The organism is Streptomyces sp. NPDC050534, assembly GCF_044457745.1.
GTDB lineage: Bacteria > Actinomycetota > Actinomycetes > Streptomycetales > Streptomycetaceae > Streptomyces.
In genome coordinates this window covers 20981-46438 of sequence record NZ_JBITHF010000015.1, presented here as the reverse complement: position 1 = coordinate 46438, position 25458 = coordinate 20981, and the positions used below count along the sequence as shown (strand labels likewise).

Annotated in this window: 26 protein-coding genes and 2 pseudogenes; 14 read left to right on the top strand and 14 right to left on the bottom strand. The window is 69.7% G+C overall.

What is annotated here, in order from left to right; all coding sequences use genetic code 11:
* Window positions 1-29: 29 nt before the first annotated feature.
* From ACIBN2_RS38040 to ACIBN2_RS38020, 5 genes and pseudogenes are all read right to left on the bottom strand, one after another.
* Window positions 30-2186: a beta-galactosidase gene (locus ACIBN2_RS38040; protein ID WP_399141539.1), complete on the bottom strand. Its 2157-nt coding sequence runs from the start codon at window positions 2184-2186 to the stop codon at window positions 30-32.
* A 46-nt stretch (window positions 2187-2232) separates the two neighbouring features.
* Window positions 2233-2430, bottom strand: a pseudogene (locus tag ACIBN2_RS38035) (carbohydrate ABC transporter permease); the annotation flags it as partial.
* Between the two features lie 210 nt (window positions 2431-2640).
* Complete coding sequence (locus ACIBN2_RS38030) at window positions 2641-3666, bottom strand: LacI family DNA-binding transcriptional regulator (protein ID WP_399141827.1); 1026 nt, start codon at window positions 3664-3666, stop codon at window positions 2641-2643.
* Between the two features lie 223 nt (window positions 3667-3889).
* A complete protein-coding gene (locus ACIBN2_RS38025) occupies window positions 3890-4177 on the bottom strand; it encodes a hypothetical protein (RefSeq protein ID WP_399141537.1) in 288 nt (95 codons plus the stop codon).
* A gap of 419 nt (window positions 4178-4596) precedes the next feature.
* Complete coding sequence (locus ACIBN2_RS38020) at window positions 4597-5532, bottom strand: LysR family transcriptional regulator (protein WP_399141535.1); 936 nt, start codon at window positions 5530-5532, stop codon at window positions 4597-4599.
* An 88-nt stretch (window positions 5533-5620) separates the two neighbouring features.
* On the opposite strand from ACIBN2_RS38020, the gene ACIBN2_RS38015 reads away from it, so the two are divergent.
* The 5 genes from ACIBN2_RS38015 to ACIBN2_RS37995 all read left to right on the top strand — a co-directional run bounded on the left by ACIBN2_RS38015 (window position 5621) and on the right by ACIBN2_RS37995 (window position 9836).
* Window positions 5621-6061, top strand: a complete 441-nt coding sequence (locus tag ACIBN2_RS38015; protein WP_399141533.1) for a hypothetical protein — start codon at window positions 5621-5623, stop codon at window positions 6059-6061.
* Entirely contained in the window at window positions 6058-6963 is a 906-nt protein-coding gene (locus tag ACIBN2_RS38010) for a sugar phosphate isomerase/epimerase family protein (protein WP_399141532.1), read from the top strand. Before ACIBN2_RS38015 ends, ACIBN2_RS38010 begins: the two co-directional genes overlap by 4 nt.
* A gap of 95 nt (window positions 6964-7058) precedes the next feature.
* Window positions 7059-8300, top strand: a complete 1242-nt coding sequence (locus tag ACIBN2_RS38005) for an MFS transporter (protein ID WP_399141529.1) — start codon at window positions 7059-7061, stop codon at window positions 8298-8300.
* A 94-nt stretch (window positions 8301-8394) separates the two neighbouring features.
* Entirely contained in the window at window positions 8395-8853 is a 459-nt protein-coding gene (locus ACIBN2_RS38000) for an ATP-binding protein (protein WP_399141527.1), read from the top strand.
* A gap of 179 nt (window positions 8854-9032) precedes the next feature.
* Complete coding sequence (locus ACIBN2_RS37995) at window positions 9033-9836, top strand: glycine betaine ABC transporter substrate-binding protein (RefSeq protein ID WP_399141525.1); 804 nt, start codon at window positions 9033-9035, stop codon at window positions 9834-9836.
* Here ACIBN2_RS37995 and ACIBN2_RS37990 read toward each other — a convergent pair.
* Window positions 9800-11941, bottom strand: a complete 2142-nt coding sequence (locus ACIBN2_RS37990) for an ATP-binding protein (protein WP_399141523.1) — start codon at window positions 11939-11941, stop codon at window positions 9800-9802. The genes ACIBN2_RS37995 and ACIBN2_RS37990 overlap by 37 nt on opposite strands.
* 152 nt (window positions 11942-12093) lie before the next feature.
* The gene (locus ACIBN2_RS37985; RefSeq protein ID WP_399141521.1) at window positions 12094-12594 is read right to left on the bottom strand and encodes a cupin domain-containing protein; all 501 of its coding nucleotides are present in this window, start codon (window positions 12592-12594) and stop codon (window positions 12094-12096) included.
* A gap of 187 nt (window positions 12595-12781) precedes the next feature.
* Between ACIBN2_RS37985 and ACIBN2_RS37980 the strand changes: the two genes are divergently transcribed.
* Entirely contained in the window at window positions 12782-13765 is a 984-nt protein-coding gene (locus ACIBN2_RS37980; RefSeq protein ID WP_399141520.1) for a helix-turn-helix domain-containing protein, read from the top strand.
* 59 nt (window positions 13766-13824) lie between these two features.
* On the opposite strand, the gene ACIBN2_RS37975 is transcribed toward ACIBN2_RS37980, so the two are convergent.
* Window positions 13825-14328, bottom strand: a complete 504-nt coding sequence (locus ACIBN2_RS37975; protein WP_399141518.1) for a MarR family winged helix-turn-helix transcriptional regulator — start codon at window positions 14326-14328, stop codon at window positions 13825-13827.
* A 161-nt stretch (window positions 14329-14489) separates the two neighbouring features.
* Between ACIBN2_RS37975 and ACIBN2_RS37970 the strand changes: the two genes are divergently transcribed.
* The 4 genes from ACIBN2_RS37970 to ACIBN2_RS37955 all read left to right on the top strand — a co-directional run bounded on the left by ACIBN2_RS37970 (window position 14490) and on the right by ACIBN2_RS37955 (window position 16935).
* The gene (locus tag ACIBN2_RS37970; RefSeq protein ID WP_399141516.1) at window positions 14490-14957 is read left to right on the top strand and encodes a cupin domain-containing protein; all 468 of its coding nucleotides are present in this window, start codon (window positions 14490-14492) and stop codon (window positions 14955-14957) included.
* Between the two features lie 49 nt (window positions 14958-15006).
* Window positions 15007-15582: an NAD(P)H-dependent oxidoreductase gene (locus ACIBN2_RS37965; RefSeq protein WP_399141515.1), complete on the top strand. Its 576-nt coding sequence runs from the start codon at window positions 15007-15009 to the stop codon at window positions 15580-15582.
* A 97-nt stretch (window positions 15583-15679) separates the two neighbouring features.
* On the top strand, window positions 15680-16624 hold the full coding sequence (locus ACIBN2_RS37960) for an NADP-dependent oxidoreductase (RefSeq protein ID WP_399141513.1): 945 nt from the start codon (window positions 15680-15682) through the stop codon (window positions 16622-16624).
* Window positions 16625-16653: 29 nt separating this feature from the next.
* Complete coding sequence (locus tag ACIBN2_RS37955; RefSeq protein WP_399141511.1) at window positions 16654-16935, top strand: hypothetical protein; 282 nt, start codon at window positions 16654-16656, stop codon at window positions 16933-16935.
* Window positions 16936-17868: 933 nt separating this feature from the next.
* Here the strand turns inward: ACIBN2_RS37955 and ACIBN2_RS37950 are convergent.
* Entirely contained in the window at window positions 17869-18282 is a 414-nt protein-coding gene (locus ACIBN2_RS37950) for a DUF1003 domain-containing protein (RefSeq protein WP_399141509.1), read from the bottom strand.
* A 28-nt stretch (window positions 18283-18310) separates the two neighbouring features.
* Window positions 18311-19432: a PP2C family protein-serine/threonine phosphatase gene (locus ACIBN2_RS37945; RefSeq protein ID WP_399141508.1), complete on the bottom strand. Its 1122-nt coding sequence runs from the start codon at window positions 19430-19432 to the stop codon at window positions 18311-18313.
* On the opposite strand from ACIBN2_RS37945, the gene ACIBN2_RS37940 reads away from it, so the two are divergent.
* Window positions 19431-20114 carry a luciferase family protein gene (locus tag ACIBN2_RS37940; protein ID WP_399141506.1) on the top strand — a complete coding sequence of 228 codons (684 nt, stop codon included), beginning with the start codon at window positions 19431-19433 and terminating at the stop codon, window positions 20112-20114. The two genes, ACIBN2_RS37945 and ACIBN2_RS37940, sit on opposite strands and share 2 nt — an antisense overlap.
* Window positions 20115-20118: 4 nt before the next feature.
* On the top strand, window positions 20119-20325 hold the full coding sequence (locus tag ACIBN2_RS37935) for a three-helix bundle dimerization domain-containing protein (protein WP_399141504.1): 207 nt from the start codon (window positions 20119-20121) through the stop codon (window positions 20323-20325).
* Between the two features lie 439 nt (window positions 20326-20764).
* On the opposite strand, the gene ACIBN2_RS37930 is transcribed toward ACIBN2_RS37935, so the two are convergent.
* From ACIBN2_RS37930 to ACIBN2_RS37920, 3 genes are all read right to left on the bottom strand, one after another.
* Window positions 20765-21229, bottom strand: coding sequence for an ATP-binding protein (locus tag ACIBN2_RS37930; protein WP_399141825.1), 465 nt, complete (start codon window positions 21227-21229; stop codon window positions 20765-20767).
* 302 nt (window positions 21230-21531) lie between these two features.
* Complete coding sequence (locus tag ACIBN2_RS37925) at window positions 21532-21963, bottom strand: response regulator (protein ID WP_399141502.1); 432 nt, start codon at window positions 21961-21963, stop codon at window positions 21532-21534.
* A gap of 3 nt (window positions 21964-21966) precedes the next feature.
* Window positions 21967-22338, bottom strand: coding sequence for a hypothetical protein (locus ACIBN2_RS37920; protein ID WP_399141500.1), 372 nt, complete (start codon window positions 22336-22338; stop codon window positions 21967-21969).
* Between the two features lie 121 nt (window positions 22339-22459).
* Between ACIBN2_RS37920 and ACIBN2_RS37915 the strand changes: the two genes are divergently transcribed.
* A complete protein-coding gene (locus ACIBN2_RS37915; protein ID WP_399141499.1) occupies window positions 22460-24037 on the top strand; it encodes an ATP-binding protein in 1578 nt (525 codons plus the stop codon).
* On the top strand, window positions 24034-25242 hold the full coding sequence (locus ACIBN2_RS37910) for a PP2C family protein-serine/threonine phosphatase (RefSeq protein WP_399141497.1): 1209 nt from the start codon (window positions 24034-24036) through the stop codon (window positions 25240-25242). The genes ACIBN2_RS37915 and ACIBN2_RS37910 overlap by 4 nt, the downstream gene beginning before the upstream one ends.
* Here ACIBN2_RS37910 and ACIBN2_RS37905 read toward each other — a convergent pair.
* Window positions 25227-25328: pseudogene (locus ACIBN2_RS37905) on the bottom strand (IS5/IS1182 family transposase); the annotation flags it as partial. The gene ACIBN2_RS37910 and the pseudogene ACIBN2_RS37905 overlap by 16 nt on opposite strands.
* Window positions 25329-25458: the final 130 nt, after the last annotated feature.

The following is a 25458-nucleotide window of genomic DNA, read 5'->3' as shown; positions in this document are numbered from 1 at the left end:
CCTCCTTCGGGTAGGCCGGCAGCCTTCGTCTAGGCGGACGGCGGTTCTGCGGTCGCGAACACCCGCACGTCCCACGCGCCGAGCCGCAGCGCGGCACCTGCCGTGACACGACTGTCGCCCAGGACGTCGGACAGTTCCGTCGGCACGGAGACGGTGGCCGGCTCCCAACTCCAGTTGTGGATGACGTGGACGCGGTGTCCCCGTGGTGAGGTGCCGGTCGTCACGGTCACCGTCGGCGGCAGGTCCCGCCAGCCGCTCACCGCGGAAGGCGTCAGCCATTCGACCAGGGCCCGGGCTAGGTCGCGGCCCGGGACCGTGCCGACACACGTGACGCGTCCGTCCCCGTGGCGGCGGGAGGTGACGGCCGGCCATTGACCGAAGTGGGGATGCTCGTACTCCGCCAGTACGTCGGCCTCTGTGACGGTCAGGCCGTCCACCCAGTGGGTCGCCGTCGCGCCCTCGGTGAGCCGCAGTTGAGCCGTGGGTGTGCCACGCACCGGGATCTCCCGCCCCAGGTTGCTGAATTCGTCGTAGCTGACGCCTGCGGCCTCGGCGAGACGTCCCGGCGCGGGCTCCTGGCGGGCGCGGGCCTCGTGGTCGGCGTAGCCGGTACGCGGGCCGAGGACCAGGTGGCCGCCCGCGTGGGCGTAGGCGGCGAGCCAGTCGAGCGTCGTGTCGGCGGCGAGGTACAGGGCCGGGACGACGAGGACGGGGTGACGGCGGGCCGTCTCCTCGGGGGTGAGACCGGGGCGTTCGCCTCGGGGGTCGTGCAACTGGCGGGCGTGGATGATGCGTACCTGGCGGCCGGCGTCGAACGCACCGCGGTAGAACGGGTCGACGATGCGGTGGTAGGCGGCGGAATCGGGGGTGCCGTCCTGGGTGGCGAGCGGCGGGTATTTCTGCATCAGCCACTTGCTGGGCGTCGAGTACACCAGCGTGATGTCCGCGTCCGGTTCGAGCCCGGCGACCAGCGGTCCGGCGCTCTCGAACTCCTCTCCGAGCCGGGCGAGTTCGCGATAGGTGCGGCCGGGGCGGCCGCTGTGCGGCAGGACGCCGCCCCAGTACGTCTCGGCGCCGTAGTGCAGGGTGTTCCAGTGCCAGTACTCGATCATGCGGGCACCACGGGCTACCAGCGCCCAGGCCGCTTGCCGCCACTGGCCGTCGTAGGCGGGCCGGTTGTCCCAGGGAAATCCGATGGAACCCGCGTTGGTCTCGGTCACCAGGAACGGTTCCTGGCGCGAGGAGTACATCCAGTCCGCCGTCTGTTGGAGCGCCCACACTCCCGTGGTCTTCCACTGCTGTTGGTGGCCGTCGGGCGTGGGGTCGGGCAGGAGGAGGCCGTCCTGCATGTCGTAGTACGGGTTGCCGGAGGCGATGTCGAGGCGGTCGGTCAGTTCGTCGTCCTCCACAGCCGGGCGGGTGTAGGAGATGCAGGTGGTGACGAACTGCTCGGGGCGGGCGTACTCGCGGACGATGTCGGCCTGCCAGCCGATGAACTCGGTGACCTGGCGGGCCTGGAACTCCCGCCAGGCCTTGTCGTACTGCGGTTGGGCGTTGCCGTCCGGGGACCACAGGTCCGCCCAGGTGGAGAGCCGGTGCGACCAGTAGACGAGGCCCCACTCCCGGTTGAGGGTCTCGACGTCGCCGTACTTGTGCCGCAGGTGGTCGAGGAAACGCTGGAAGACACCTCTGTTGTGCAGGAGTTCGAGGCCGGGCTCGTTGTCGACCTGGACGCCGATGACGGCCGGGTGCCCGGCATACCGGGCGGCGATCTTGCGGATGACGCGTTCTGCGTGGAAGCGGAAGGCCGGGTGGGTGAAGTCCACTTCCTGGCGGGCGCCCCAGCCGATCCGTTCGCCGGTGCGCCGCTCACCGGTGATCTCCGGGTACTGCCGGGCCAGCCATGGCGGCACCGCGTACGTCGGCGTGCCGAGGATGACGGAGATGCCGCGTTCGTGGGCACCGTCGAGGACCGACTGGAGCCAGTCCAGCTCGAAGTGGCCGTTCTCGGGCTCCCACCTCGACCAGACCGACTCGCCGACGCGGATGACGGTGAACTTCGCCTCGGCCATCAGATCGAGGTCGGTCCTCAGCCGTTCCTCCCGGCCGGGCTCGGGTGCGTAGCCGGGCGTGTACTCGTGGTAGTAGGCGGCGCCGAACAGGACACGGGCGGGCAGAACCGCCATGGGGCGGACCTCCAGAGACAGAGGGGGAAGGACGGGTGGGCGTGCGCTACTGCTTGACGCTGCCGTTGGCGAGGCCGCTTTGCCAGTAGCGCTGCAGCAACAGGAAGGCGGCGACCAGCGGGATGATCGAGATGAGAGAGCCGGTGACGACGAGCGCGAGCATGCCGCTGCTGGCGCCCGCTCCGCCGTTCTGGGCCTGGGCGGCCCAGGAGGAGAGTCCGACCGTGATCGGGTACAGCTTCGGGTGAGACCGTGTGGGTGCGGTCGGGTGGCAGTCGAGCGTGGCCGGCGCATGGGGTGCGCAGGTGGTACGCAGAGTTGTGCGGTCACCTGTGGTGCGTCGCCCGGGTGCGAACGATGTGGGTGGAACCGTTCAGCCGTGTCGAGCCTCAGGCGTGTGCCCGTCGGTGGGCGATGCTCTCGACGGGCTCGTGAGCGGTGATCACGCAGCGCGTTACGTGGTTCGGGAGGACGGCCACCCGTCGCCCGGGGTATTCCGGGGCGGAGGGGCCGTGGAAGAGCGGACGACGAGGTCGACCGGTGGGTCGCTCGGCGACAGAAGGTCGGAATGCGGGTTCTCGATGGCGTGTACGAGCCGTTTGAGTCCTCGCTGAGCGACGGAGTCGAACGGCTGCCGGACCGTGGTCAGAGGGGGAGTCACGTAGGCGGCGACCGGAATGTCGTCGAATCCGACGACGCTGACGTCGTCCGGCACGCTTCGGCCGGCTTCCGCCAGCGCCCGGATCAGCCCGATCGCCATGTCGTCGTTCGCGGCGAACACCGCGGTCACGTCGCTGTCGGTGGCCAGCTCGCGCCCCGCCGCGTATCCGGAGGCGGCCGACCAGTCGCCCTCGAAGACGGGCGGTTCGGCTGCGCCGTGTGCCGCCAGCGCCGCACGCCATCCCACGAGGCGGTCTCGCGCGGAGAACCACCGCTGCGGACCTGCGAGATGGTGGACCGTCCGGTGCCCGATGTCCAGCAGATGCTCGGTTGCCACGCGCGCGAGCAGTTCGGCGTTGACACCGGCGCTGACCACCCGCGGCCCGGCGAACGCCGTGGGCGCGCCGAGCACCAGGAGTGGTACGTCGGAACTGAGCGAGAACTCGCCCTCATCGATCGGCTCGGAGATGACGATGCCGTCGACTCCTTGCTCAAGGAGTACCTCGACGGCACCGGCTATGCCCGCGGGGTCTCCTTCCATCGTGTTGACGACGCGGAGCGCGTAGCCCATGTCGCGAACCGCCCGCTCGACGCCCATGAGCAGGGAGGCCGGACCGTACAGGGCGGTTCCCAGCGTCACGACGCCGATCGCGCGGGTTCGCCCTGAGGCCAGAGCCCTGGCCGCACTGTTGATCCGGTAGCCAAGGCGTGCCGCGGCTTCGAGCACCCGCTCACGCACCTCGGCGGAGACGTAACGCTCGCCGTTGAAAACGCGTGACACCGTCTTCTGCGACACCCCCGCCAGCTGGGCCACATCCACACTGCGCGGCGTGGCAGGGGTCTCAGCGCGGCCTTCTTCTGGCGTCACTGCGTCTCCCTGCTATGAGCGATCCCGGCGCAGCGTCAGCCTGTCTGCGCTGTCATGTCTGCGCTGTCATGACAGCGCAGACAGACGCGAGGGTCAATACCTCGCGCAATATCTTCGTGACGAGCGGGAGACGCCGATGGTCGCCCGACCACGGCAGAAGCAGTTCAGTCCCTGGTCACCGGACGGCCCCGCCTATGAGTTCCCCGACCCGGGTGGCGGGCACCGGAACACCCGGGGTCTCGACGAACCAGCGCTGCACCTCTTCCGCCCTGAGCCCCTCGGGGCGCTCGGCCATGCACGGCTGCACATGGACGGGCGCGCCGGGCTGGCTGCGCCAACTGTCGGCGAGGGGGCCGAAGTCCACCGCGTCGTAGCCGAGCGTGCTGAGCGCCATGCGGACCATGACGCTGGTGCCCGAAGTGGAGTTCGAGATCCGGCGGGTCCTGTTGGTGCCCTCGTTCAAGCTCCACCTGCTCAACAGGTGGAGGCGTTGCACGGACCCTACGAGGTCTTCAAGCGCCAGATTCCCGCGACGACCGACACCTGTCCGTCCAGCCGTTCGGCTGGACCACGCCCCCGATGACGTCCATGACAGCGGCGGTCAGCCGGACCGTGCCCAGGCGAAGGAAGGGCCGACGCCAGTCCTCACGCTGCGGATTGAATCCGACCGGGGCCGTGAGCTCTGCGTCCGCGGAGGTGTTGCCGAGGAGTGGAAGCGAGAACGGTCTGCGCCAGTCCGTCTCCCGTCTGTCCTCAACGCCCAGTCGCGCTGCGGGCACGTTGACGCCGAGGAACCCAGAACCCGGGCCGCTTCTCGTCGAAGTGGGAGGAGAGCCCGTGACACATGCGAGACGCACCTGTACGGCGAACGGCGCGCAGCTGTCAGTGGCGTGGGCCGCCTCCACCGGTCTCGTCCCTGTCTGCCGGCTGCGTCAGCCGGGCCGAGTCCTGCAACAGGGTGAGGAAGCGGTGCACGAGACCGTGAGGTTCGCTGCGCAGATAACAGGTCAGTTCGCGAAAGCGCTTGGGCCTGCACGACAGGATGGCGGCATCCAGGCCCGCGGGCACGGCGTTGTCCGGAAGCAGGGCCGGCCCGACGCCGGCGGCGGCCAGCCGTGCTGCCGCGTCGACCTGCCAGGTGCGTACCGCCGACATCGGCCGGAACCCCTCGCTCGAACAGTAGCCGCCGATCAGGTCGTTGAGGCCGTGCCCCTGTCCGAACAGGACCCAGCCCTGGTCCGCCAGGGAGCGAAGCTCGATTGCGGTGGGCGGTGTCCCCGGGCCTTCACTCAGCAGGGGGTGGCCGTTGGGGAGGACCACCACGAATTCCTCGTATCCCAGCGAGAGGACCGGGCCGTCCCACGCGCGGGGCCGCGGGCCGACGGCCAGGTCGCCCAGGCCATTGCGCACCTGTTCCTCCATCAGATCGCGATGGCTGAACTCCTCGAGCCGGACCGGGCATTGCGCGTGCTGGTCGTGCCAGGTCCGGATGGCGTCCGGCATCACACCGGCCGCGACCGAGGAGACGGTGGCGATGTGCAGCTCCGCTGATTCGCCACTGACCGCCGCCCGTGCGGAGCGGTAGGCGCGCTCCGCACCGCGCAGCGTGGCGAGCGCTTCCGGCAGGAAGGCACGACCGGCCGGTGTGAGCTGCATACCCCGCGGCAGCCTTTCGAACAAGGCACCCCCCACCCGCCGTTCAAGTGCCTTGAGCTGCTGGGACAGGGACGGTTGGGCGACGGAGAGCCGGACTGCCGCCCGGCTGAGAGAGCCCTCCTCGGCCACCGCCACAAAGTACTCGAACTGCCTCAGGCTCATACACCCAGGTTACGTATAGGAAAGGTCTATGTAAATCCTTAGGAAGGAAGTCTTAGACTTACGGTGCAGGTCGGGCCATTCTCGAGCCATGGGCAACCATCACAGCACCGCAACCACGGACCACGGCCTCGCGCACGACGGGCCCCCCGACGGCGAGGTCGCGCACGCGCATCTCAACCGGCAGGTCGGCACTCGTCTCCTGTTCGAGAACGGCGCTGTCCGCGTCTGGGACGTCCATCTCGAGCCCGGTGCGCGGGCGCCGCTGCACTGCCACGCCCTGAACTACTTCTGGACCTGCACCGAGCCGGGCACAGCCCTGCAGTGGCAGCTCACCAGGAGCGGATGGCGACGGCAGAGCCGCACCTACACCGTCGGTGAGACCCAGTTCTTCGCCTACGGCGATGGGCCGCCGGTGATACACGACCTGCACAACGACGGCGACACCACGCTCCGCTTCGTCACTGTCGAGTTGCTCGGCACCGCGGCGCAGCCCGCCTCACCCACTACCGCGCCAGGGGGTGCGTCATGACCATGCGCCTGTCCATGCACAACTGGATGCGCCCGGAGCCGCTGGAGGTCACCATCCCCCGGCTTGCCCGTTGCGGCTACGACGCCATCGAGATCTCCGCCGACCCCCGCGGCACCGATCTCGCGGCGACCGCGCGTCTGCTCGAAAAGCACGGGATCTTCTGCGCCGGCGGCCTCGCGCTGTTCATGGGCGGCCGCGACCTGATCCACGAAGACCCCTTCGTCCGGCAGGCCGCGCTCACCTACCTGACCGAGACCATCGCCCTCACTGCAGCGCTCGGCGGCACCTTTGTCACCGTGCCCTGCACGGTCGGCAAGCTGGTGCCGATGGCCGACGCGCAGGCGGAGTGGGACTGGTACGTCGCTGCCCTGCGGGAGGCGCACAAACATGCCGACGACCACGGCGTCCGGCTCGCCATCGAGCCGCTGACCCGGTACGAGACCTATCTCATCAACCGGGCCGACCAGGCACTGCGCCTGGCCGAGGAGGTGGGCGAGAGGTGCGGCATCTGTCTGGACATCTTCCACATGAACATCGAGGAAGCCGACTGGAAAGCCGCCATCCGCAGCTGCGCGGGCCGGCTGGTGAACTTCCATGTCGCCGAGAACAACCGGCTGCCGCCCGGGTCCGGAGCCATCGACTGGACGGCGCTGCTGCGCGAACTGCTCGCGGTGGGCTACGACGGCCACCTGTCCGTTGAGTTCATGCCCGCCCTCGACCGCACGCCACTCTCCCAGCGGCAGATCGCCGATGCCGCCGACGCATCCCTCAGCCAGGGCATGATCAAGTGGCTGCGCGACCACGCCTCCGGCGTGCTTCCCGAAGACCTCTACGAGGCCTACACCGCCCAGTCGGCCGACGTCCTACGCCACCACCTCGCCCAGGTGGGCGCAGGCGCCTGAACGGGCTCCCGCCACCTCCGCCGGGGTCCGGCCTCCCCTCCGCGCCCCGGCGGATCCCCCACGTTCACCCCTTTCTCCCGGACACGGAGCCCGCCATGACCGCGCTCAGTCGCTTTCCCAGATCCGCGGCGACCACAGCCGCTGCATTCGATGTACGACGGCTGTTCGTCGGAAGCTGCATCGCCCTCGCCGCCACCGGCATGACGTTCTCCGTACGCGGCGACATCATGGGCACGCTGGGGCAGCACTTCTCCCTCAACCACTACCAGCTCGGGCTCATCGCCGGGGCGGCCTTCTACGGCTACGTCGGCGCCATCCTGGGCGGCGGCCTCCTGGTGGACGCCCTGGGCGCCAGGAAGATCCTCACTCTCGCCTTCATCGCCCAGCTTGCCGGGCTGGGCCTCACGATCACCGCCCCCGGCTTCACCATGCTGTTCACCGCAACACTCGTGGTCGGCCTGGGTAACGGGCTGATCGAAGCCGCGGCCAACCCCCTCGTGGCCTCCCTCTATCCACGGGAAAAGACACGGCGCCTCAACGCGTTCCACGCGTGGTTCGCCGGCGGTCTGATCGCGGGCGGATTCGTCGGCTACGGCTTCACCCTCGCGGGCCTGGACTGGCGCATGAAACTCGCCGCAATCATCCTCTCGGTCCTCGTCTACGGCGTGGTCCTACTCCCGCTGCGGTTCCCTCCCACCGAACGAGTCGCCGCCGCGGTAAGCAACCGGGAGATGTTCCGCACCGCGACCCGGCCCATCTTCCTGGTCCTGCTGGCCTGCATGTTTCTTACCGCGTCCACCGAACTGGGCCCCAATCAGTGGATTCCCGACACCCTCGGGCAACTCGCGGGCGCCTCCGGCATTCTCGTCCTCACGTTCGTCAACGGCATCATGTTCGCCGCCCGTTCCTTCGGCAGCCGCTTGCTGGGCAATGTCGGCCCCGTTGCCGTCCTGGCCGTGTCCTCGGTGCTCGCCGCCGCCGGACTCCAACTGCTCGCCCATGCCCACAGTGCTGTGGCCTCGTACGCGGCTGCAGCCGTCTTCGCGCTCGGCATCGGCCGTTACTGGCCCACCATGCTCGGCGTGGTAGCTGAACGATGCCCCAGGGGCGGCTCCTTCGTCCTGGCCCTCATGGGATCGGGAGGCATGCTCGCCACCGCGATCGCCCTGCCCTGGATGGGTCACATGATCGACACTCGCGGCGCGGCGTACGCCTTCGCCACCGTCAGCATCCTCCCCGCTCTCTGCGTCCTCGCCTTCGCCGCCATATGGCTGCACGACCGCAGAACGGGTGTGGAGACCACCGAAACCCTCACGGTCCAGACCCATCCCGCCTGACTCGCACCCACCGGCTGGTGCCCTGCCCGCACAGTGGGCGGGCAGGGCACCCGGTTACCGGAACTCCAGCCCTCGCACTCCAACGGTGACCCCCATGACTCCGACACCGCCGCCCCGACAACCCTGCCATGCCGGTACGCATCCGCCACTCTCCCGGCGCATTCACCTGAGGGGCCACCCGGTCCCCGGCCGCCGCGCCCGAGCCGCTGTGCACCAGATGACCCAGTGTCTCGGCGTCCGCGCGTCCCTCGCTTCCGAGGGCCGTGACAACACGGACACCGCGGCCCTCGTCGCCACCGAACTCGTCACCAATGCCTGGCGGCACGCCGGCGGTGCCCTGGAAATGCGTCTCATCTGGGACGGCCGCACACTCACCGTGGAAGTCGACGACACCAGCAGCATGTCGCCCGCCGTCCTCGCGCCCAACCGACGCGGCCCGCACGGCGGATACGGCCTCGCTCTCGTCAACTCCCTCGTCGACGCCTGGGGAACATATCGCCGCCCGACCGGCAAGACGGTCTGGGCGAGATGCGTCCTGATCACGCGCGCCTGAACCGCACCTGTCCGTCCGCTCTCCGTGAGCTCAGAGACGACATGCTCATGGCGCGCGACGCTGCAGCGTGAAGGCATGCCGAGCACCTGATGCCCCGAAGTGGTCGGACGGTCCGGACGCTTGGCGAAGCGTGCCGAAGAACCGCAGCTCGCAGCCACAGCCACAGCCAAGGAGCCACCATGTCCCGCCCCTCCTTCGAATCGACCATCACCGTGGGCAACATCGCCCTGTCCTTCCACCGGGCCGTGGCAGCGGTCACGCGTCGCGTCCTGGAGGCCCACGGTCACCCGGTGAACAGCGTCGAGGCCCCGCACGAGCAGTTGTTCCGACTCCAGGAAGACGGCGACATCGACGTACTGGTATCCGCGTGGCTGCCTTCGAGCCACGACACATATCTCTCCCGCTACCGGGACCGGGTGCGGGTGCTGACTCGCCAGTACCAGCCGTACTGCGTGTGGGCGGTGCCGCCCAGCATGCCCATCGAGAACGTGCGGGAGGTCGCGGACCTGGCACGGCCCGAAGTGGTCGAGAGGATGACCACGGTCATCGACGGCATAAACCCGGGGGCCGGCATCAGCCGCTTCTCGGCCCGGATGGTGAGCGAATACGGCCTGGACCGGGTGGGTTACACCTTCAGCCCAGGAACTGAGTCCAGCTTCATCTCCCGCGTGGAGCGCGGTCTCGCGACCGGCGAGTGGTTCGTCATACCGCTGTGGCGCCCGCAGTACCTCAACCGCCTCTACGGCCTGCGCCCCTTGGAGGACCCGAAAGGCCTGCTGGGAACGGTGGACAACGCCAGCCCGATCGTCAGCCTGGCTGCACTGGACCGCATCCACCCCCACGCAGTTGCCGGGTTGGACCGTCTTCGCCTGGGCAACGAAGGAGTCGAGGAGATCGACGCCCTGATCAACGTCGACGGGCTCACCCCGTTGCAGGCCGCCGACCGCTACCTCGCCAACTCCGGCCCTGCACTGCCCGCCTGACCCGCGCCGCGGCGGCTTGGTTCTACGACAGTCCCCTCCTTGTACGGATGGCCCTTGCTTCTGCGGGAATCCGTGGTGTGGCTCGGTGGCGTGGCCGGTTGCCGCAGCAGTTGTTCGGTGAGGCGTTCCTTGGCCAGGGCGAGGTGGCGCCGGTAGGTGCCGTAGGGCACCCCGAGTCGTCGGGCGGCGGCCTTGTGGGTGCGGGAGGCTGTGACATAGGTGGCGGTGAGAGCCTCGTGGGCCTTGACGCCCGCGGGGTCGGTCTGCAGCGCGTCGAGGGCGGCGATGATGGCGCGGCGCAGGTCGGCGGCCGGGTCGACTGATCCCGGCGGCACGAGATGGGAGTGCAGCAGAGCGTTGGTCGCGAAGGCACGGGGTGTGTGCCAGGTGCGCAGCGCCTCGAGCACGGCTTCCGCGAACGCGGCGCGCGCCGACTGGTCGCCCGGCCCACCCGTGGCGGTGGTCGCGGGCCATGTCGCCACGGGCGTGACCACTGCGCGAGCCCGGTGCTGCACCCACCGTTCCACCGTCTGCCGTCGCCAGTCCCGGCCGAAGACGTGCCATCGCCGCCCGCCGACGTCCACGGCCGCGACCTTTGGCATCCCGGCCTCGGCGAGGTAGTGCCCCCACCGGTCGGCGTCCTCGAAGACGGTGAAGGTCACCGCGCGTCCGTGGGTCCTCATCTCCTCACCGATGGCACGCCGGCTGATGAGCTCCATCAGTGGCGAGGGCCTCTGGTGCCCGCCGGACTGCACCGCGAAGCGGCGGATGCCCAGGTGTTCGCCCGGCCCCAGGGGAGCGGCCGCCTCCACAAGGTCCCAGACTGCTGCGATCACCGGGTCCTCGGCACAGTCCTCCGGCAGGGGTGCGTCCAGCCGCAGAATGGCCATGAACGACACGGGTGCGGAGGAGCCCGCATAGCGGTGGACGCGGAATGCCTCCGGCTGGCGGCGCACCCAGTGCGCGACCGCTGCCGCCGATACCGGGCCCTCTGCTTCCTCGGTCATGCGCAGCACTCCCGGCACGTCTTCGGGCCTGAGCGGAGTGTCTTCGATGTGCGGGTGCGTCCGGTAGTTGTAGAGATCGTCCAGTCCGCCCTTGTGGCGGAAGAGGAACATCCACTCCGCGACCCGCAGGAGCGCGTCGTCGGCGGCGGCCCCACGCACGGCGTGCAGGCCGGCGAGCGAGATACGGACGCGTACGTCGTCGTAGCGCTCGGGGTCCCGCCAGCGCAGGTCGGCCTCGAGGGTCGCCCGCACCGCGTCGTGCGGGTGCAGCCCTTCGGGAGTGGCCTCGATGTAGGGCAGTTGGCGAAGCCAGGAGAACACCGTGTCGGTGTCCTCGTCGCCCAGCACAGCGCGGAGCAGGGGTTCGCGGGTGACGTAGGCCTGCGCGACGACCTCGAGGGCGCGCCGGTGGACGGCGCTGGGCAGGTCACCCACGAGCCGTTCGAGCAGGGTCGTCAGGACGTCGCCGGTCGGCTCCCACGGTGCGCCGAGTGCGGCCGGGGACACGGAAGCGGCCAGCGAGAGGGCGAGTGGGCTGCCTCCGGCGAAGGCGACGAAGGCGCCGCGCTGTTCGGCGGGGACACCCCGGGCGGCGAGCAGGGCGTGGGACTGGGCGGTGTCGAGCGGCCGCACGGCCAGTGCGGTGAACAGCTGCGCCCACCCGGGGTCCAGCGACCATTCGGGGTCGGGGGCGACCCTGCCGGCCACGACCACGACCGCACGGTCGGCGAGCCGCGGCAGGAAGGTCTCGCGCAGCCACGCCTCGAGTGGCTGACACTGCTCGAAGGTGTCGATGAGCAGCACCGTGCCGGGTGCGGCGCACGCCGGGGCCGCGCCCTCCTCGAGCCGGCGCGGATCGGCGTCGAGGAACCGTCCGTCCACGTGCACCACGCGACGGCCTGCCAGTTCGGCCTGCCGGGCGGCGTAGCGCACCAGCGAGGACTTGCCGATGCCGCCGGGGCCGTGCATGTACGCCACGAGCGGAGCGTCCGCCGCGCCCGAGAGCATCCGGTCGAGCACCGTCCGCTCCGCCTCCCTGCCCACCAGCGCACTGGCTCGTGCCGCCGCCAGTCGGCCCGCCAGTCCCGCCGCTCCCAATGCAGGCTCCTTCCTGGTTCTGTCATGCCCCACGGTCGGCGGGACATGCATGGCCAGGCAGTAGCCCCAACCTCCTGGAAAACACCACTTCCAGGACAGCCAGCCCGGCCACTTCCGTGACCACAGTAGGACCGGGCTTGCCGGCCCTGCGCTCAGAGGAACTCGCTTCGGTAGGTCGAGGCCAGCTCGACCGCGCGACGGCGACGCTCCGCGAGCTCGTCCGCCGACAGCTGCGGCGGCGGCGCGTCCTTGCCCGGGACGACATCGCCGACGCGCAGGAAGTACTCGTCCTGGCCCGCGGGGGTGCACATGCACAGCATGCGGGCCGGCGCACCCGAGGCGTTGCGGAAGTTGTGCGGCGCGTTGGCCGGGATGTTGATCGTGGACCCGGCCCCGACGGTGTGCTTCTCGCCGCGGAAGGTGAACTCGATCTCGCCCTCGAGGACGGTGAACATCTCCTCGAAGTCATGCCGGTGCGGCGGCGGGCCGCCGCCGTCGGGGACGCGCATGTCGATCAGGCAGTAACGGCCGTTGGTCTGCTCGCCGGTGACGAGCATGGCGTACGTGTTGCCCACCAGCGAGACGTACGTCGTGCCGGGGTCGTCGGGGTTCGCCACCGTCAGCGAGCGGGACGGATCGTCGTCGGGGATCATCGCGGTCCTCTCCTCAAAGGTCTGCCGGGTGAACGTCGGTCCCGGGTGGCGCCGGGTACCACCGGCAGGCGGTAGATCGTTGACGGTGCAAACGCTGCCAAGACTAGGAACGGCTGCAAGTAGAAAGCGTGTACTTTTGCGACACCAGATGGGATTCCGGCGACATCTTCATCGGTGCGGAGGACACATGCGCAGCAGGCCGCGTTCCCTTGGTCCGGGCCACAAGGTGGGCACATTCACCGCCGACGCCGGCTCCACCGGAACCGGCCGGGGCACGTGGGAACCGTTCATCGACACCTGGAACGACCGCATGGGAGACCTGTACCCCCTCCCGGAATTCAGCGCTTCCACGGTCGACGGCTTCCAGGGGACGATGCGCTCGGTCACCCTGCAGGACACCGCCGTCAACGAACTCTGGGGCTCCTCCCCCGTGAGCACCCGGGCTGTCGGGAAACACGAGCACGACGAAATCAGGCTGTACGTCGGGCTGCGCGGCGCAGTGGCCCTGCAGGACCCGCACGACAGGGGAGGTGACGTGTACGTCTCGGCCGGCACCTACTTCGTGCATCACGTCGTGACGGAGAACCACTTCCACACCACGCCGGAGATCGGCACCCGCATCTTCATCTTTCCCGGCGACGCCCTGCGGTCCCTGGTCGCCGGGGAACCACGCGCCGGCCGCACCACCTCGCCCGCGGTGCAGATCCTCATGGCGCACACCAGCATGGTCCAGCGCACCGTGAGCGAGCTCAGCCCGGTGGCCGCCCACGCGTCCCGCAACGCCATGCTGGAACTGGCCAAGGGAGTGGTCCGCGACCACTTCGACGACCGCGAGCCCACCTTCACCCCGGCGCTGGCCCAAGCGGCCAAGGACCTGGCCGACGCCCGGCTCACCGACGCCGATCTCTCTCCGGCCGCGATCGCCGCGCATCTGCACGTCTCCGTCCGCACGCTGCAGCGGGCGTTCGCGAGTCTGGACGAGTCCTTCAGCGCCTACATCCGCCGCCGGCGCCTGGAGGAAGCGGCGACGGCGCTCACCGCCCCCGGATCACGCCTGACCGTCTCCGAGGCCGCCGCGCTGTGGCACTTCACCGACAGCAGCCATTTCATCCGCGCTTTCAAGAAGCAGTACCAGGCGACACCAGCCCAGTTCGCCCGCCGACCGAGCTGACGACTCAGCGTCCGACCGGGACAGGTCGCCGCCCCTTCCGCGTGGCCCGCATCGCGTTCTCATGCCCGGCCTTTGCGGCGGCGACGCGTGGCCGAGCGAGGCGGTGTCGAGCGCATGTGGTCGCGCACCGGCGCCAGCAGGCCGGCGAGAGCCTTGACGTCGTGAGGCGAAAGCGGCTCGAACAGGAGGCTGTTGACCACCTCGACGTGCCCCGGCAGCACCTTCCCGAGCAGCACGCGCCCGGCGTCGGTGATGGTGACGGTGATGCTGCGCTCGTCGTCCGGCGAAGGAGCCCGGACGACCAGGCCCTCCTTCTCGAGCAGACCCACCTGGTACGTCAGGCCGCTGCGGCTGTAGACGACGCCGTCGGCCAGGTCGGTCATGCGGTGGCTGCCCGTCGGTGAGTCGCCGAGGCGGGCCAGCAGCTGGAACTGCACGTAGCTGAGATCGCCGCTCTCGCGCAGCTGCTGCTCGACCGCGTGCCGGAGCAGGCTGGTCACCTCGATGAGGTCGAAGTACGCGCCGAGTTGTACGGGGTCGAGCGACGGCGGCGAATCAGGCATGACCGGAGTCTACTGCTTCGAATTCGAAGAGTGTGCAGCGCCGTGTGTGGACCGCGTTGGACCCGACTGAGCACCGCGGACCATGGAGATCGGGCAGTGGTGCGGCGCAGGGTTGCGAGCAGGAGGACGGCGCCGCCGCCCACGGATCCCGAGGATCGGCCATGAGCATCCCCCATCTCGCGCAACGCGAGGACCAGCAGCAGCTCGAGTGGATCGGCGGGAGTGTCTTCAGCGTCCTGCTCGACGCCGAGGCGACCGGCGGCCAGCTGACCGTCGGCCGCTTCGACGTCAGCAAGGGCGAGGCTCCGCCGTTCCACGTCCACAACAACGAGGACGAGGTCTTCCTGCTCCTGTCCGGTTCGGCGCTCGTGTGGGCCGACGAGGACGAACACGAGCTGCGGGAGGGCGGCATCGTCTTCCTGCCCCGGCGCATCCCGCACGGTTACCGCATCACCTCCGAGAAGGCGGACCTCCTGCTCATCTCGACCCCAGGTGGACTGGAGAAGATGTTCCGCCACGCGGGCCGTGACCTTCGTGACCCACGCCCGGAGGGCTTCGAGATCCCCGCGCAGCTGCTCGCCGAGGCCGCGGAACTGTCCGGCAACATCGTCCTGGGTCCTCCCCGGTGACGGCACCACGGCCCGGCCGCAGGGAAGAATCCATGAGCGCGATGCCGGGATGAGAACCGCCGCGTGGAGTCCGGCGTCCCTGGCCGTCGTGAGCGCCGGTATCGGCTACCCGCGTCTCACCCGCCGGCTCGCGGACTGGGTCGCGGAGGCCGTGTGCCGGTCACTGGCGGCCGGCGGTGCACGCGCCGAGGTGGAGGTGGTGGAGCTGCACCGGCTTGCAACCGACCTCGCCCAGCACTCCGCCCACGGCCGTGCCAGCCTCGACCTGCGGGAGGCGGTCGCGGCGGTCGTCGCGGCCGACGGCCTGGTGGTGGCGACCCCGGTGCGCGCCTCATGCCCGAGCGAGGTGTTCGACTCGTTCTTCGCCATCCTCGGGGACGGAGTCCTCTCCGGCATGCCGGTGCTGCTGGCGCTCAGCAGCAGCTCCCACTGGCAGCCACCCGACCTCACGCAGGTCATACGCAGGCGCCTGACCGGCCTGCAGGCCGACCCCGTGCCCACGGTCGTCGTCGCCCGCCCCGCCGAGTGGCAGGCCACGGCTCACAGCGGCGCGGGACGACTGCACACCTGCATAGACCGGGCCGCCGCCGAACTCGCTGCAGCCATGCGCTCGCACCGGCAGTGACCGACACCACTTGCTTCGAATTCGAAGCAGATGTAGCGTCGCCATCAGCTGCTTCGAATTCGAAGCACATAGGATCGTAGTGAAAGTGAGAACCGAAATGAAGGCAGTGCGTTTCCACGAGTACGGCGACCCCAGCGTCCTGCGCTACGAGGACGTGGAGCTTTCCGTCCCCGGATCCGGTGAGGTCCGGATCCGCGTCGCCGCGACGTCGTTCAACTCCGTCGACGGCAACATCCGCGGCGGCTTCATGCAAGGCCCCATCCCGGTGACGCTGCCGCACACTCCCGGCATCGATGTCGCCGGCACGGTCGACGCGCTGGGCGAGGGCGTGGACGGCATCGCGGTCGGCGACGAGGTCATCGGCTTCCTGCCGATGGACGGGAGCGGCGCGGCGGCGCAGTACGTCCTCGCGCCGGCCGAGGTTCTGACGCCGGCACCCAAGAGCGTCCCGCTGGCCGACACCGCCGCCCTGCCCGTCGTGAGCCTCACGGCGTGGCAGGCGCTGTTCGACCACGGCAACCTGACGGCCGGACAGCGCGTGCTGATCAACGGCGCCGGCGGAGCGGTCGGCGGCTACGCCGTGCAGCTGGCCAAGAACGCCGGCGCCCACGTGATCGCCACGGCCGGCCCGCGCAGCAGCGAACAGGTCACCTCGGCCGGTGCCGACGAGGTCATCGACCACACCACCACCGAGGTGACCGCTGCGGTGACCGAGCCGGTCGACGTCGTACTCAACCTCGCACCGATCGACCCGGCGCAGCTGGCCGCGCTCCCCGGCCTGATCCGTTCCGGCGGAGTGCTGGTGAACACCACGGTGTGGATGCCCGCGCCCTCCGACGAGGAGCGCGGCGTGCGCGGCATCGACATGTTCGTCCGCAGCGACGCCCAACAGCTGTCGCGGCTGGTGACGCTGATCGACAGCGGACAGCTGCGCGTCGACGTCGCCGAGCGGGTGCCGCTGGCCGAACTGCGGGCGCTCCACACCCGGGCCGCTGAAGGCGCGGTGCACGGCAAGGTCATCGTCGTCCCGCCCGCCGCCTGACGCCGCTCCCCCGCCGAAACGACAAGGCCATGGCGCTGAGCAGGGACCCCGAGACCGCCATCGCGCCGGCCCCGATGGCAGGCGCGATGGCGGACGCCACACCACCGGCGGTGGGGGACATCGCGGCACGGCGCGCCCTGTGGGAGCCAATCATCGGCGCCGTGGGAACGGCCCAACCGATCCCGGACGACGTCAACACTGGCGAGCACCACGCGACCGCCGCCGACGACGCGCAAATCACCATGCTCTGGTACGCCAAGATCGGCGCGGCCCCGGGCCCGGCCCTGCTGTTCTGCCACGGCGGCGGATAAATCTTCGGCCACATCGACCTGTTCGACGGGCCCGTCGCCCGCTACATCTCCGCCAGCGGCGTGCCGATGCTGTCGGTCGAGGTCGCCGCACATCGCCATCAGCTCGGGTCGCGCCAGGGTTCGTAGCGGTCCGGGGTGAGGGCGAGGGGCGTGCGGGGATGGACACGGCCAGCCGCCTCGCTGGCTTCGGTGCCAGCAGGCGTCAACAGGGAAGAACAAGCGCCCTCAGTTGAGGTAACGGCCGTCGTGACACGGGTGACAGAACAGCGCCACAACGGCCCACAACCCTCGTGTGCGCTCCCCGGTCTCACCACGTGTGGACGGCAACAACCAGTCGTCCCAATGGCATTGACCCACACGACACCTCGTCGAACACATCAGCAGGGGCGCCCTCGCCGCGCCACCCCGGCCTCGGCGGCCATCCGGTCTACGTCAACGGCCGCGACTCCTGGGTCGCCTGGGGCGGCACCATCGGCAACGCCTCGGCCGAGGACTCCGGCACTGCAGCTGATCCAGGGCCAGGGGGTGGGCCGACCACCCACCCTCGGCGCCAACCGACGGAGTCGCCTTCGGTCCGCTGCTCAAAGGATCCGCCCCCACCGGGAACCGGTTCACCAACGAGCGCTTCCGAAGAGGACTGACCGTCCCGCTCGACTCATTGGTCTTCCGCTTCGCAGACCAGCTTCTGTCCACTACCGGCACCCACACCGAGATGGCCTCCCGACTGGTCGCCCCGTCCTGCCCGGCCTGGCGGCCCTCGCCGTCCGCAGCCGCGTTAAGCGCGCCGAGCCGGCGAGGCGCTCAGCGGAGCATGTCGGCGCCAGAGGCGGTCGCGAACTCGGCGCCGAGGGTGACGCTCAGGCCGAGGACATGCCTCCATGCGTGCACGCAGCGACGGTCCGCGTAGGGGACAACACTTCGGATCCGCGGCCGTCAACCTCTCGTCGGAGGCCGGGCGGTGCCGTCCAGGCGGGCGCGGTCCTCCGCGAGCATCTCCTGGACGTGGCGCTCGACCTCCAAGGGGTCGACGCCGAGGGCGCGGCCCATGTGGCTGGACCACACCTCCGAGCGCACGTTGGTCTCGAAGGCCAGGTCAGCGCGGACGTTCTCACGGGCGGCCTGGCGGTTCTGGCTCACCATGACGAACGTGGACAGGAAGATCGCCTCCGGGCTGACAATCATGGTGAGCAGCCCGAAGGGGTACGGGTCCCATATCGCCCTGTCGCCGACGACTCCTTCGTTGCACACGATCCACACCGTGAACCAGGCCGCGTGCAGATACACGAACGTCATGGTCCCGGCGAATGCGGTGATCGCGTCCGCGATCTTGTCCTGGGACCCGCGCATCCGCACGAGAACGTCCTGCTCGCCGGGATCAGGCTGCCAGACGGCGGATCACGACCACGGCCGCGTCGTCGCTGAGGTGGTCGTGGACGTGTGCCAACAGGTCGTCCTGGAGCAGGCGCAGCAGTTCGTCGGGGTCGTCCTTGGCCCACTGCGACGCCCGTTCGGTGAAGGGGTAGAAGACTCCTTCGGCGTTGCGTGCCTCGATGACGCCGTCCGTGTACAGCAGGAGCACGTCGCCGACCTCGAACGAGAACGTCTGCACGTCGTAGGTGCCCGCACCGAAGACACCGCCGAAGCCGATCGGCAGGTGGCTCACCTCGGGCACGAGCGGAACGAGGTGAGCGTTCCGCAGCAGAAGTGGCGGCGGATGGCCGCAGCTGATCAAGTGGACGACCGGATCGTGGTCGGGGATGTCGAGCAGTATGGCGGTGGCGAAGTCCTCGTCGTTGTCCTGCTCCGCCGGAGACCGCCACTGGGCGGTGTCCCAGCGGAACGCGGCGTCCAGGTGCACGGCGAGCCGGGGCAGGGTGGCCTGCCGATGGGCGGCCGCACGAAATGCGCCGAGCAGCAGCGCGGCGTTGTTGATCGCGGCCAGGCCGTTGCCGCGTACATCACCGATGAGGAGCCGGGTGCTGTGATCGGCGGTCCGCGCGACCGCGTACAGGTCTCCCCCCAGATCGGCCTCCTCCTCGGCGGGCAGGTACAGGCCGGCGATGCGCAACGCACCCGTATGCGCGGGCAGTGGCCGCAAGAGCACGCTCTGCGCCGCCTCGGCCACCGAGCGCACCCGATGCAACTGCCGTTCACGCCGATCCCGCACCACACAAAGGACGACGCACACGGCGGAGACAACGACCAGAGCAGCGATCTGGGCCTGGACGTTCGCGGTCGTCAAGGCCCCCCTGAGCACACCGATCAGCACCTGCGCCAGCACCGCCAGCGCCCCCATCAACGCGGTCACCCGTGCGCCGGCGAAGGCAACCGTGATCGCGGGCGCCGCCACCAGCAGCGGCCCGAGGTGAACGTCCGGCGGCGCCAGCACATCCACCACGCAGACGGTGACGATCAACCCGAGCGGGATCACGACCAGCGCGGGCGCATGACCCTGCCGCCAGGAACGCCTCGAATCCAGCCACGGTCGAAAGGCCATGCTGCAAGCCTTCCACCAACTCCCGGAGCCGAGGATGCGCCACTCCGCGAACGGTCACCGTGCGAGACCACAGCCGTCGCCTGCGCATCCCACGCCGGCGAGCCTCCACGAGGGCGACCTCCGGCTGACCCTCGAAAGCGCAGGCCGACTGAACGGGGGGTGCTGGCAGTGCTTACCGAACAACATCGGTCGTTCCGGTGCCGCGGCCGCGTTACGGGATGCTCGTTTTCTGGTGGCGATGCGGTGTGCTGGCCATGATGGGCGCATGACGTTGGCCGCGCGTGCTTTTACGCAACTGGCGACTTGGCCCGACCTCACCGAGGCCCAGCCGAGCTGCGGTGTGGGTCGGGCACTCTGCTCACCCCATGGCGAGATCGTCCACTTTCACTCCGACAGCGACGCTGACCTGCACCTTACGGCCCGTACCATCCGGCGGTTCCAAGACCATCTCGCCCGCTCGGCGGCCGTACGTGTCGTGCCCGGCTCCCAGTGGATCACACTCCATCTCGAGGGCAATGAGGACGTCCACCTGCTCATGACCCTGGCCAGCCTTGCTCTACAGGCTCACCAGGCATGGCCGGTTCCTGGCGACGCCCCGCTCACGGCGTGCAATGAGCACCAACCGGTCCCCCTCCCGCGCGAGAATCTGAGCGGAAGCTGGGAGCACCGTTCGGGCAGGTAGCGCAATGACTGACAAGAACCGGGAAGAGGACGCTATCCGTGGCGTCGCGGAACGCCTGAAGATCGCGTTCAGCGCCACACACAGTGCCGGCGAGGTCGAGACGGTCGTAGCCAAGGCACACGCTGCGTTCAGCGAGCGGCCCGTTCGCGAGTTCATTCCCGTGCTGGTCGAGCGAAGGGCACGATCCATGTTGAACAAACCCTCCGCGTGACAGGGGCGGCAACATCATCTGCGTCACCTGCGCGAACTGAACCTGGCCGCTACGACCTCACCCGCCTCTGACGCTTGTCCACCAGGCCCAGCAAGCCCTCCGCCTGGTAGCGGCGACGCAGGTGGCCGACCGTGCTCATGCCGACCCGGTGGCCCTCAGGCGTCAGTTCGGCGACGACGGCCCGCCGCGCAAAGTTCCGCGCAGCTCCCGTGGGCCGGGTCCGCGCACAGGTGGACAGCGGCCGATGTGCGCCAGTGACAACGGCGAGGACACCACCCAGCACCGAGGTCGGGTTGAGCCAGCTCGTCAGCACATCTCTGTCGGCCGGCCCGGCGGGCACCCGCCCGGACGCCACTTCGCCCGCGACGGCATCTCGGAGAAGCCGAACCCCACACATGAACGGCTGAGGCAGATCGTCACGACCAGACGGAGCCGCTGATCACAGCCAGCGGCCCGCAATGTCTCCGCCCGGATCGTCGGCCAGGACCACGGCCGCGCTGATCCGCTTGCCCACCGGTTCCCGCTGGAACTGGAAGCTCCGGCACACGGCCATCACGATCTCCAGTCCGTGCTGGCCCACGCGCCCGGGGTCAGGCGCCAGGACTGCGGGCAAGGCGGTGCTGCTGTCCCACACGCTGATCTCGACGGCCCCGTCCTCCACCTGCAGGGTCAACAGGCAGGGCCCGGGCGCGTACTTGCGGGCATTGGTCACCAGCTCACTGACCACCAGCTGCACCATGCCCATCACCCGGCCGGACACGGGCAGTCCGTGAACGGCTTGCACATCCGTCAGGAACGACCGGGCCAGATCCCGGGCGGCAGCGATGTCCTCACCGCCCTCCAACGCCTTGGAAACCGACACGACATCGTCGACGAGCGCTTCCCGCTCGCCGTCCCCCGCCATTCGATGCATACGCTCCGCCCTTGCTCACAAGCAACCAACTTCCGTCTCGCTTACCCGCAAAAGCGCCCCTCATGGCAGTCGGATCACAGATGTGTGGTCCGCGGGGCCCGTGCGCCCTGACCGCACGCTCGGCGCGTCACTCGTCGGCGAAATGGTCCTCGCCCGAGCGCCCCACCATCGCGGTATGAGTGGCGGGCCGAGGGCAATCACGGGCAGCCTCGCGCAGGCCGAAAAGCAGCCTCCCCCGCTCATCAAGGGTGGCGGCCGGCGTCATGACTGCGAACTGGGGCTCCGGGTCGGGCTTACGGCCTGGGGGGCTTGACGGCGATGTCGAGGTAGAAGGCGTCGATGCTGCGGACCGCCTCCTCGAACTCCTCGAGGTTGACCGGTTTGGTCACGTACGCGTTGGCGTGGTGGTGGTAGGCGCCGGTGACGTCGTCAGGGGCTGCGGACGTGGTCAGAACGACGACCGGGATGGTGCGCAGGTCCGGATCCTCCTTGACCACGGCGAGGAACTCGCGCCCGTTCATGCGCGGCATGTTGAGGTCGAGGACGATGAGGTCGGGCCGTGCGTTGTTCGGGTCGCGCAGGTAGTCGAGGGCTGCGATGCCGTCGGGGACCTGGGTGAGGTGGCGGGTGCCGCGCTCGGCGAGGGCGTCCTGGATGAGCATCGCGTCGGCGACGTCGTCCTCGACCAGCAGGACGTCGTAGGGGCGGGTGGTGGCGGCAGCCATGGGTCACGAGCTCCGGGGGGTGGGATGGGGGGCTGGACGGTGTGTGTTGGTGATCAGGCCGGGCCAGCGGCGCCGGGCTCCCTGGCGGCTCATGCTCACGGCGCGGCCGATCTCCGGGTAGCCGGCACCGCTCTCGGCCGCGGCCTGTGCGGCCTGGTCCTCCAGATCCCGTACGGTCTGCCGGACGCGGGCCAGGGCTCTGAGGCGCACCAGGGCGCGTTTGCGAGCCTCGCCCCTGATGTCGCGGGACTCCGTTGGCCCGGGAACGGTGTCCTGGCCCCGCTGCAACTGGCGGGCCAGCTCTTCGACGACCTGTGTCACCAGCGCGGCCGTCTCCCGGCCGGGCGGGCGGTCGGTGGGTGCGGTGCCAGGCATGCCCCCACCCTAGGCGGCGGATCTAGGTACTGACAACAACCGTTGTCCGCGGGCTGGGTACAGTTGGCGCGCCGCGCGTCCGGTCGCGACCCCAGGAAAGCCGAAGGAGCCGCACATCGCCATGGACAGCATGCCGTCCGCCTACGAGGGCGCTCTTGCCGGCTGGACCACTCGCCGCTGGCTGCGGGCGGGGGTTGCGGCCGCTCTGATCGTGCTGGCCGTCCTCGGGTCGCTGGGCGGCTGGGCGATGTGGCGCACCTCGCAACTCACGACTGAGCTGGTGGACAAGCGGTCGCCCGCCCTGATCGAAGCGATGCGCGTACAGCAGGCGGTGGTGAACCAGGAGACCGGCATCCGCGGCTACGGACTGTCCGGCCGGCGCGACTACCTCCAGCCCTACACACAGGGCCAGGCCGATGAGAAGACCGCCATCCGCCGCCTGCGGCCCCTGGTGGAGGGGGACGCCCGCGCCCGCGCCGACCTGGCCGACGTGCAGAAGATCGCCGGCACCTGGCAGACGAGGATCGCCCGCCCCATCTCGGCCGCCTCGCCCGCGGACGCCGTCACGCTCGCCACCCAGCGGGCGGCCGAGGGCAAGGTGACCTTCGACGAGCTGCGGCGCGCGCTGACACGCCAGCAGTCCCACCTGCAAAGGGAGCGAGCGGCCGCCACCCATGACCTGCGCCATGCGCAGACCCTGCGGAACTGGATGTTCACCGTGATCGCCGGCGTCATCCTCCTGCTGGCGTTCGGCGTCTTCGAGGGCCTGCGGCGCGGCGTCACCACACCCCTCGCACAACTCGGCTTCGACGCCCGTGAGGTGGCGGGCGGGCACTTCGACCGACCCATCGTCGGCACGGGCCCCGCCGACCTGCGCCGCCTGGCCCGGGACGTGGAGTCCATGCGCCAGCGCCTGGTGCAGGAACTGGAGTTCAGCGAGGCCTCCCGGCGGCTTCTCGACGAGCAGGCGGCGGATCTGAAGCGGTCCAACACCGAGCTCGAGCAGTTCGCCTACGTCGCCTCGCACGACCTGCAGGAGCCCCTGCGCAAGGTGTCCAGCTTCACCCAACTGCTGCAACGGCGCTACGGAGACCAGCTGGACGAGCGCGCCGACCAATACATCGCCTTCGCCGTCGACGGCGCCAACCGCATGCAGAAACTCATCAACGACCTGCTGGCCTTCTCCCGGGTCGGCCGCGTGCACAACGACCACGAGACGGTCGACCTGGAAGCCGTCATGCGCCGCGCCGTCGACAACCTCGACGTGGCCGTGGAGGAGAGCGCGGCCGAGATCACCCACGACACGCTGCCCACGGTCGTCGGCGACATCACCCAGCTGACCATGCTCTGGCAGAACCTGCTGTCGAACGCCATCAAATTCCGCACCCTCGACCAACCGCCGCGTATCCATGTCGGCGCCGTATCCAGTGACGGCATATGGGAGTTCACGGTCAGCGACAACGGCATCGGCATCGATTCGGAATTCCGGGAGAAGGTCTTCGTCCTCTTCCAACGGCTGCACACAAAGGACAGCTACCCGGGCACCGGCATCGGCCTGGCGATGTGCAAGAAGATCGTGGAATTCCACGGCGGCACCATCACCATCGACCCGGACTACTCCTCCGGCACCCGCGTCGTCTTCACCCTCCCCGCCGTCGGTGACACACCGGCAGCCCTCCCGAGAGAGCCCCAACCGTGAGCGAGCAGGCCGCAGATCGTGCGGAGCAGTACCGCATTCTGCTGGTGGAGGACGACGACGGGGACGCGCTCCTGGTCGAAGAACTCCTCTTCGACACCGACCTTCCGCACACCCTCGTGCGCTGCCGCACCGCCGCTGACGCGCGCACCGCGCTCGCCGTCGGCCCGGTCGACTGTGTCCTGCTCGACCTGCACCTGCCCGACGCCAGTGGGCTGGAGACGGTCCAGGCGATCCAGGTGGGCACCCACGCCGCCATCATCGTGCTGACCGGACTGACCGAACCCCAGGCCGGTGTCGAGGCCCTCGCCGCCGGCGCGCAGGACTACCTGATCAAGGGCAAGGTCGAACCGGACCTGATGCAGCGCGCCGTCCGCTACGCCGTCCAGCGCAAACAGGCCGAACGCGCCAACGCCGCTCTCCAGGTCGGCCGGCTGCGGGCCGAGGAGAACGCCCGCCTGGAACGCGGACTGCTGCCCCAACCTCTGCTCTCCTCCACCTCCGTCACCGCCTCCAGCCGCTACTACCCCGGCCGCGCGCAAGCCCTGCTGGGGGGCGACTTCCTCGACGTCGTCCAGACCGACGACGGGCAGGTGCACGCCATCATCGGCGACGTCAGTGGCCACGGACCCGATGCGGCCGCCCTCGGCGTCTGCCTCCGTATCGCCTGGCGCGCCCTGACTCTGGGTGGCCACCGCGACCAGCAGCTGCTGCACCTGCTGGAACAGATACACGTCGCCGAACGCGCCAGCAGCGACCTGTTCACCACCTGCACCCTGCTCACCCTGGACCCGCAGCGGTCCACCGCCACCCTGCACCTGGCCGGCCACCACGAACCCCTCCTCCTCACCCCCGACGGCGCCCAGGAGATCACCGCAGCCCACGGCATCGCCCTCGGCATCAGCCCCGGCCTGGACATCTGGCCCCCCACCACCGTCACCCTGCCCACCCGCGGCGCCCTCATCGCCTACACCGACGGCCTCGTCGAGGGCTTCGCCGGCACCGGCACCGACCGGCTCGGCCCGCAGGGGCTGGTGCACATCCTCGACACCATCCACGCACCGGACCCCGGCGCCCACCTCGACCAGCTCATCGCCCGCACCCGCACCCTCAACGCCGACCGGCACACCGACGACCTGGCCGTCCTGCGCCTGGACTGGCACAGCGGCACCGACAAGACCTCATCTCCCTTGGTGAGCCTGCAGTAGCGGATGAGGGTGCAGACAATGCTGGTGAAGGCCTGCTCGACTTTGCGCTCGTAGCGACGGTGCAGTCGGCGGCATCCGGCGAGCCAGTCGGCGTGGACCTTTCCCGATTGGAGCGAATGTCGTCGAGGCAGCGAATGTGCGGTCGGCAGTAGTGGGGGAACAGGCCAGTTCCCGCGCAGGCATCAGCACCAACCAGCTTCAGGCAGCCGACGAATG

Excerpts from the sequence above, each read along its gene's own strand:
- ACIBN2_RS38000 (WP_399141527.1), top strand. The coding sequence starts at position 8,395 with ATGACTCCGACACCGCCGCCCCGACAACCCTGCCATGCCGGTACGCAT.
- ACIBN2_RS37985 (WP_399141521.1), bottom strand. The coding sequence starts at position 12,594 with ATGATCCCCGACGACGATCCGTCCCGCTCGCTGACGGTGGCGAACCCC.
- ACIBN2_RS37915 (WP_399141499.1), top strand. The coding sequence starts at position 22,460 with ATGGACAGCATGCCGTCCGCCTACGAGGGCGCTCTTGCCGGCTGGACC.
- ACIBN2_RS37935 (WP_399141504.1), top strand. The coding sequence starts at position 20,119 with ATGACTGACAAGAACCGGGAAGAGGACGCTATCCGTGGCGTCGCGGAA.
- ACIBN2_RS37945 (WP_399141508.1), bottom strand. The coding sequence starts at position 19,432 with ATGGCCTTTCGACCGTGGCTGGATTCGAGGCGTTCCTGGCGGCAGGGT.
- ACIBN2_RS38015 (WP_399141533.1), top strand. The coding sequence starts at position 5,621 with ATGGGCAACCATCACAGCACCGCAACCACGGACCACGGCCTCGCGCAC.
- ACIBN2_RS37940 (WP_399141506.1), top strand. The coding sequence starts at position 19,431 with ATGCTGCAAGCCTTCCACCAACTCCCGGAGCCGAGGATGCGCCACTCC.
- ACIBN2_RS37965 (WP_399141515.1), top strand. The coding sequence starts at position 15,007 with ATGAGAACCGCCGCGTGGAGTCCGGCGTCCCTGGCCGTCGTGAGCGCC.
- ACIBN2_RS38040 (WP_399141539.1), bottom strand. The coding sequence starts at position 2,186 with ATGGCGGTTCTGCCCGCCCGTGTCCTGTTCGGCGCCGCCTACTACCAC.
- ACIBN2_RS37995 (WP_399141525.1), top strand. The coding sequence starts at position 9,033 with ATGTCCCGCCCCTCCTTCGAATCGACCATCACCGTGGGCAACATCGCC.
- ACIBN2_RS37950 (WP_399141509.1), bottom strand. The coding sequence starts at position 18,282 with ATGCGCGGGTCCCAGGACAAGATCGCGGACGCGATCACCGCATTCGCC.
- ACIBN2_RS38005 (WP_399141529.1), top strand. The coding sequence starts at position 7,059 with ATGACCGCGCTCAGTCGCTTTCCCAGATCCGCGGCGACCACAGCCGCT.
- ACIBN2_RS37925 (WP_399141502.1), bottom strand. The coding sequence starts at position 21,963 with ATGGCTGCCGCCACCACCCGCCCCTACGACGTCCTGCTGGTCGAGGAC.
- ACIBN2_RS37960 (WP_399141513.1), top strand. The coding sequence starts at position 15,680 with ATGAAGGCAGTGCGTTTCCACGAGTACGGCGACCCCAGCGTCCTGCGC.
- ACIBN2_RS37920 (WP_399141500.1), bottom strand. The coding sequence starts at position 22,338 with ATGCCTGGCACCGCACCCACCGACCGCCCGCCCGGCCGGGAGACGGCC.
- ACIBN2_RS37955 (WP_399141511.1), top strand. The coding sequence starts at position 16,654 with ATGGCGCTGAGCAGGGACCCCGAGACCGCCATCGCGCCGGCCCCGATG.
- ACIBN2_RS37930 (WP_399141825.1), bottom strand. The coding sequence starts at position 21,229 with ATGGCGGGGGACGGCGAGCGGGAAGCGCTCGTCGACGATGTCGTGTCG.
- ACIBN2_RS37980 (WP_399141520.1), top strand. The coding sequence starts at position 12,782 with ATGCGCAGCAGGCCGCGTTCCCTTGGTCCGGGCCACAAGGTGGGCACA.
- ACIBN2_RS38020 (WP_399141535.1), bottom strand. The coding sequence starts at position 5,532 with ATGAGCCTGAGGCAGTTCGAGTACTTTGTGGCGGTGGCCGAGGAGGGC.
- ACIBN2_RS38010 (WP_399141532.1), top strand. The coding sequence starts at position 6,058 with ATGACCATGCGCCTGTCCATGCACAACTGGATGCGCCCGGAGCCGCTG.
- ACIBN2_RS37975 (WP_399141518.1), bottom strand. The coding sequence starts at position 14,328 with ATGCCTGATTCGCCGCCGTCGCTCGACCCCGTACAACTCGGCGCGTAC.
- ACIBN2_RS37970 (WP_399141516.1), top strand. The coding sequence starts at position 14,490 with ATGAGCATCCCCCATCTCGCGCAACGCGAGGACCAGCAGCAGCTCGAG.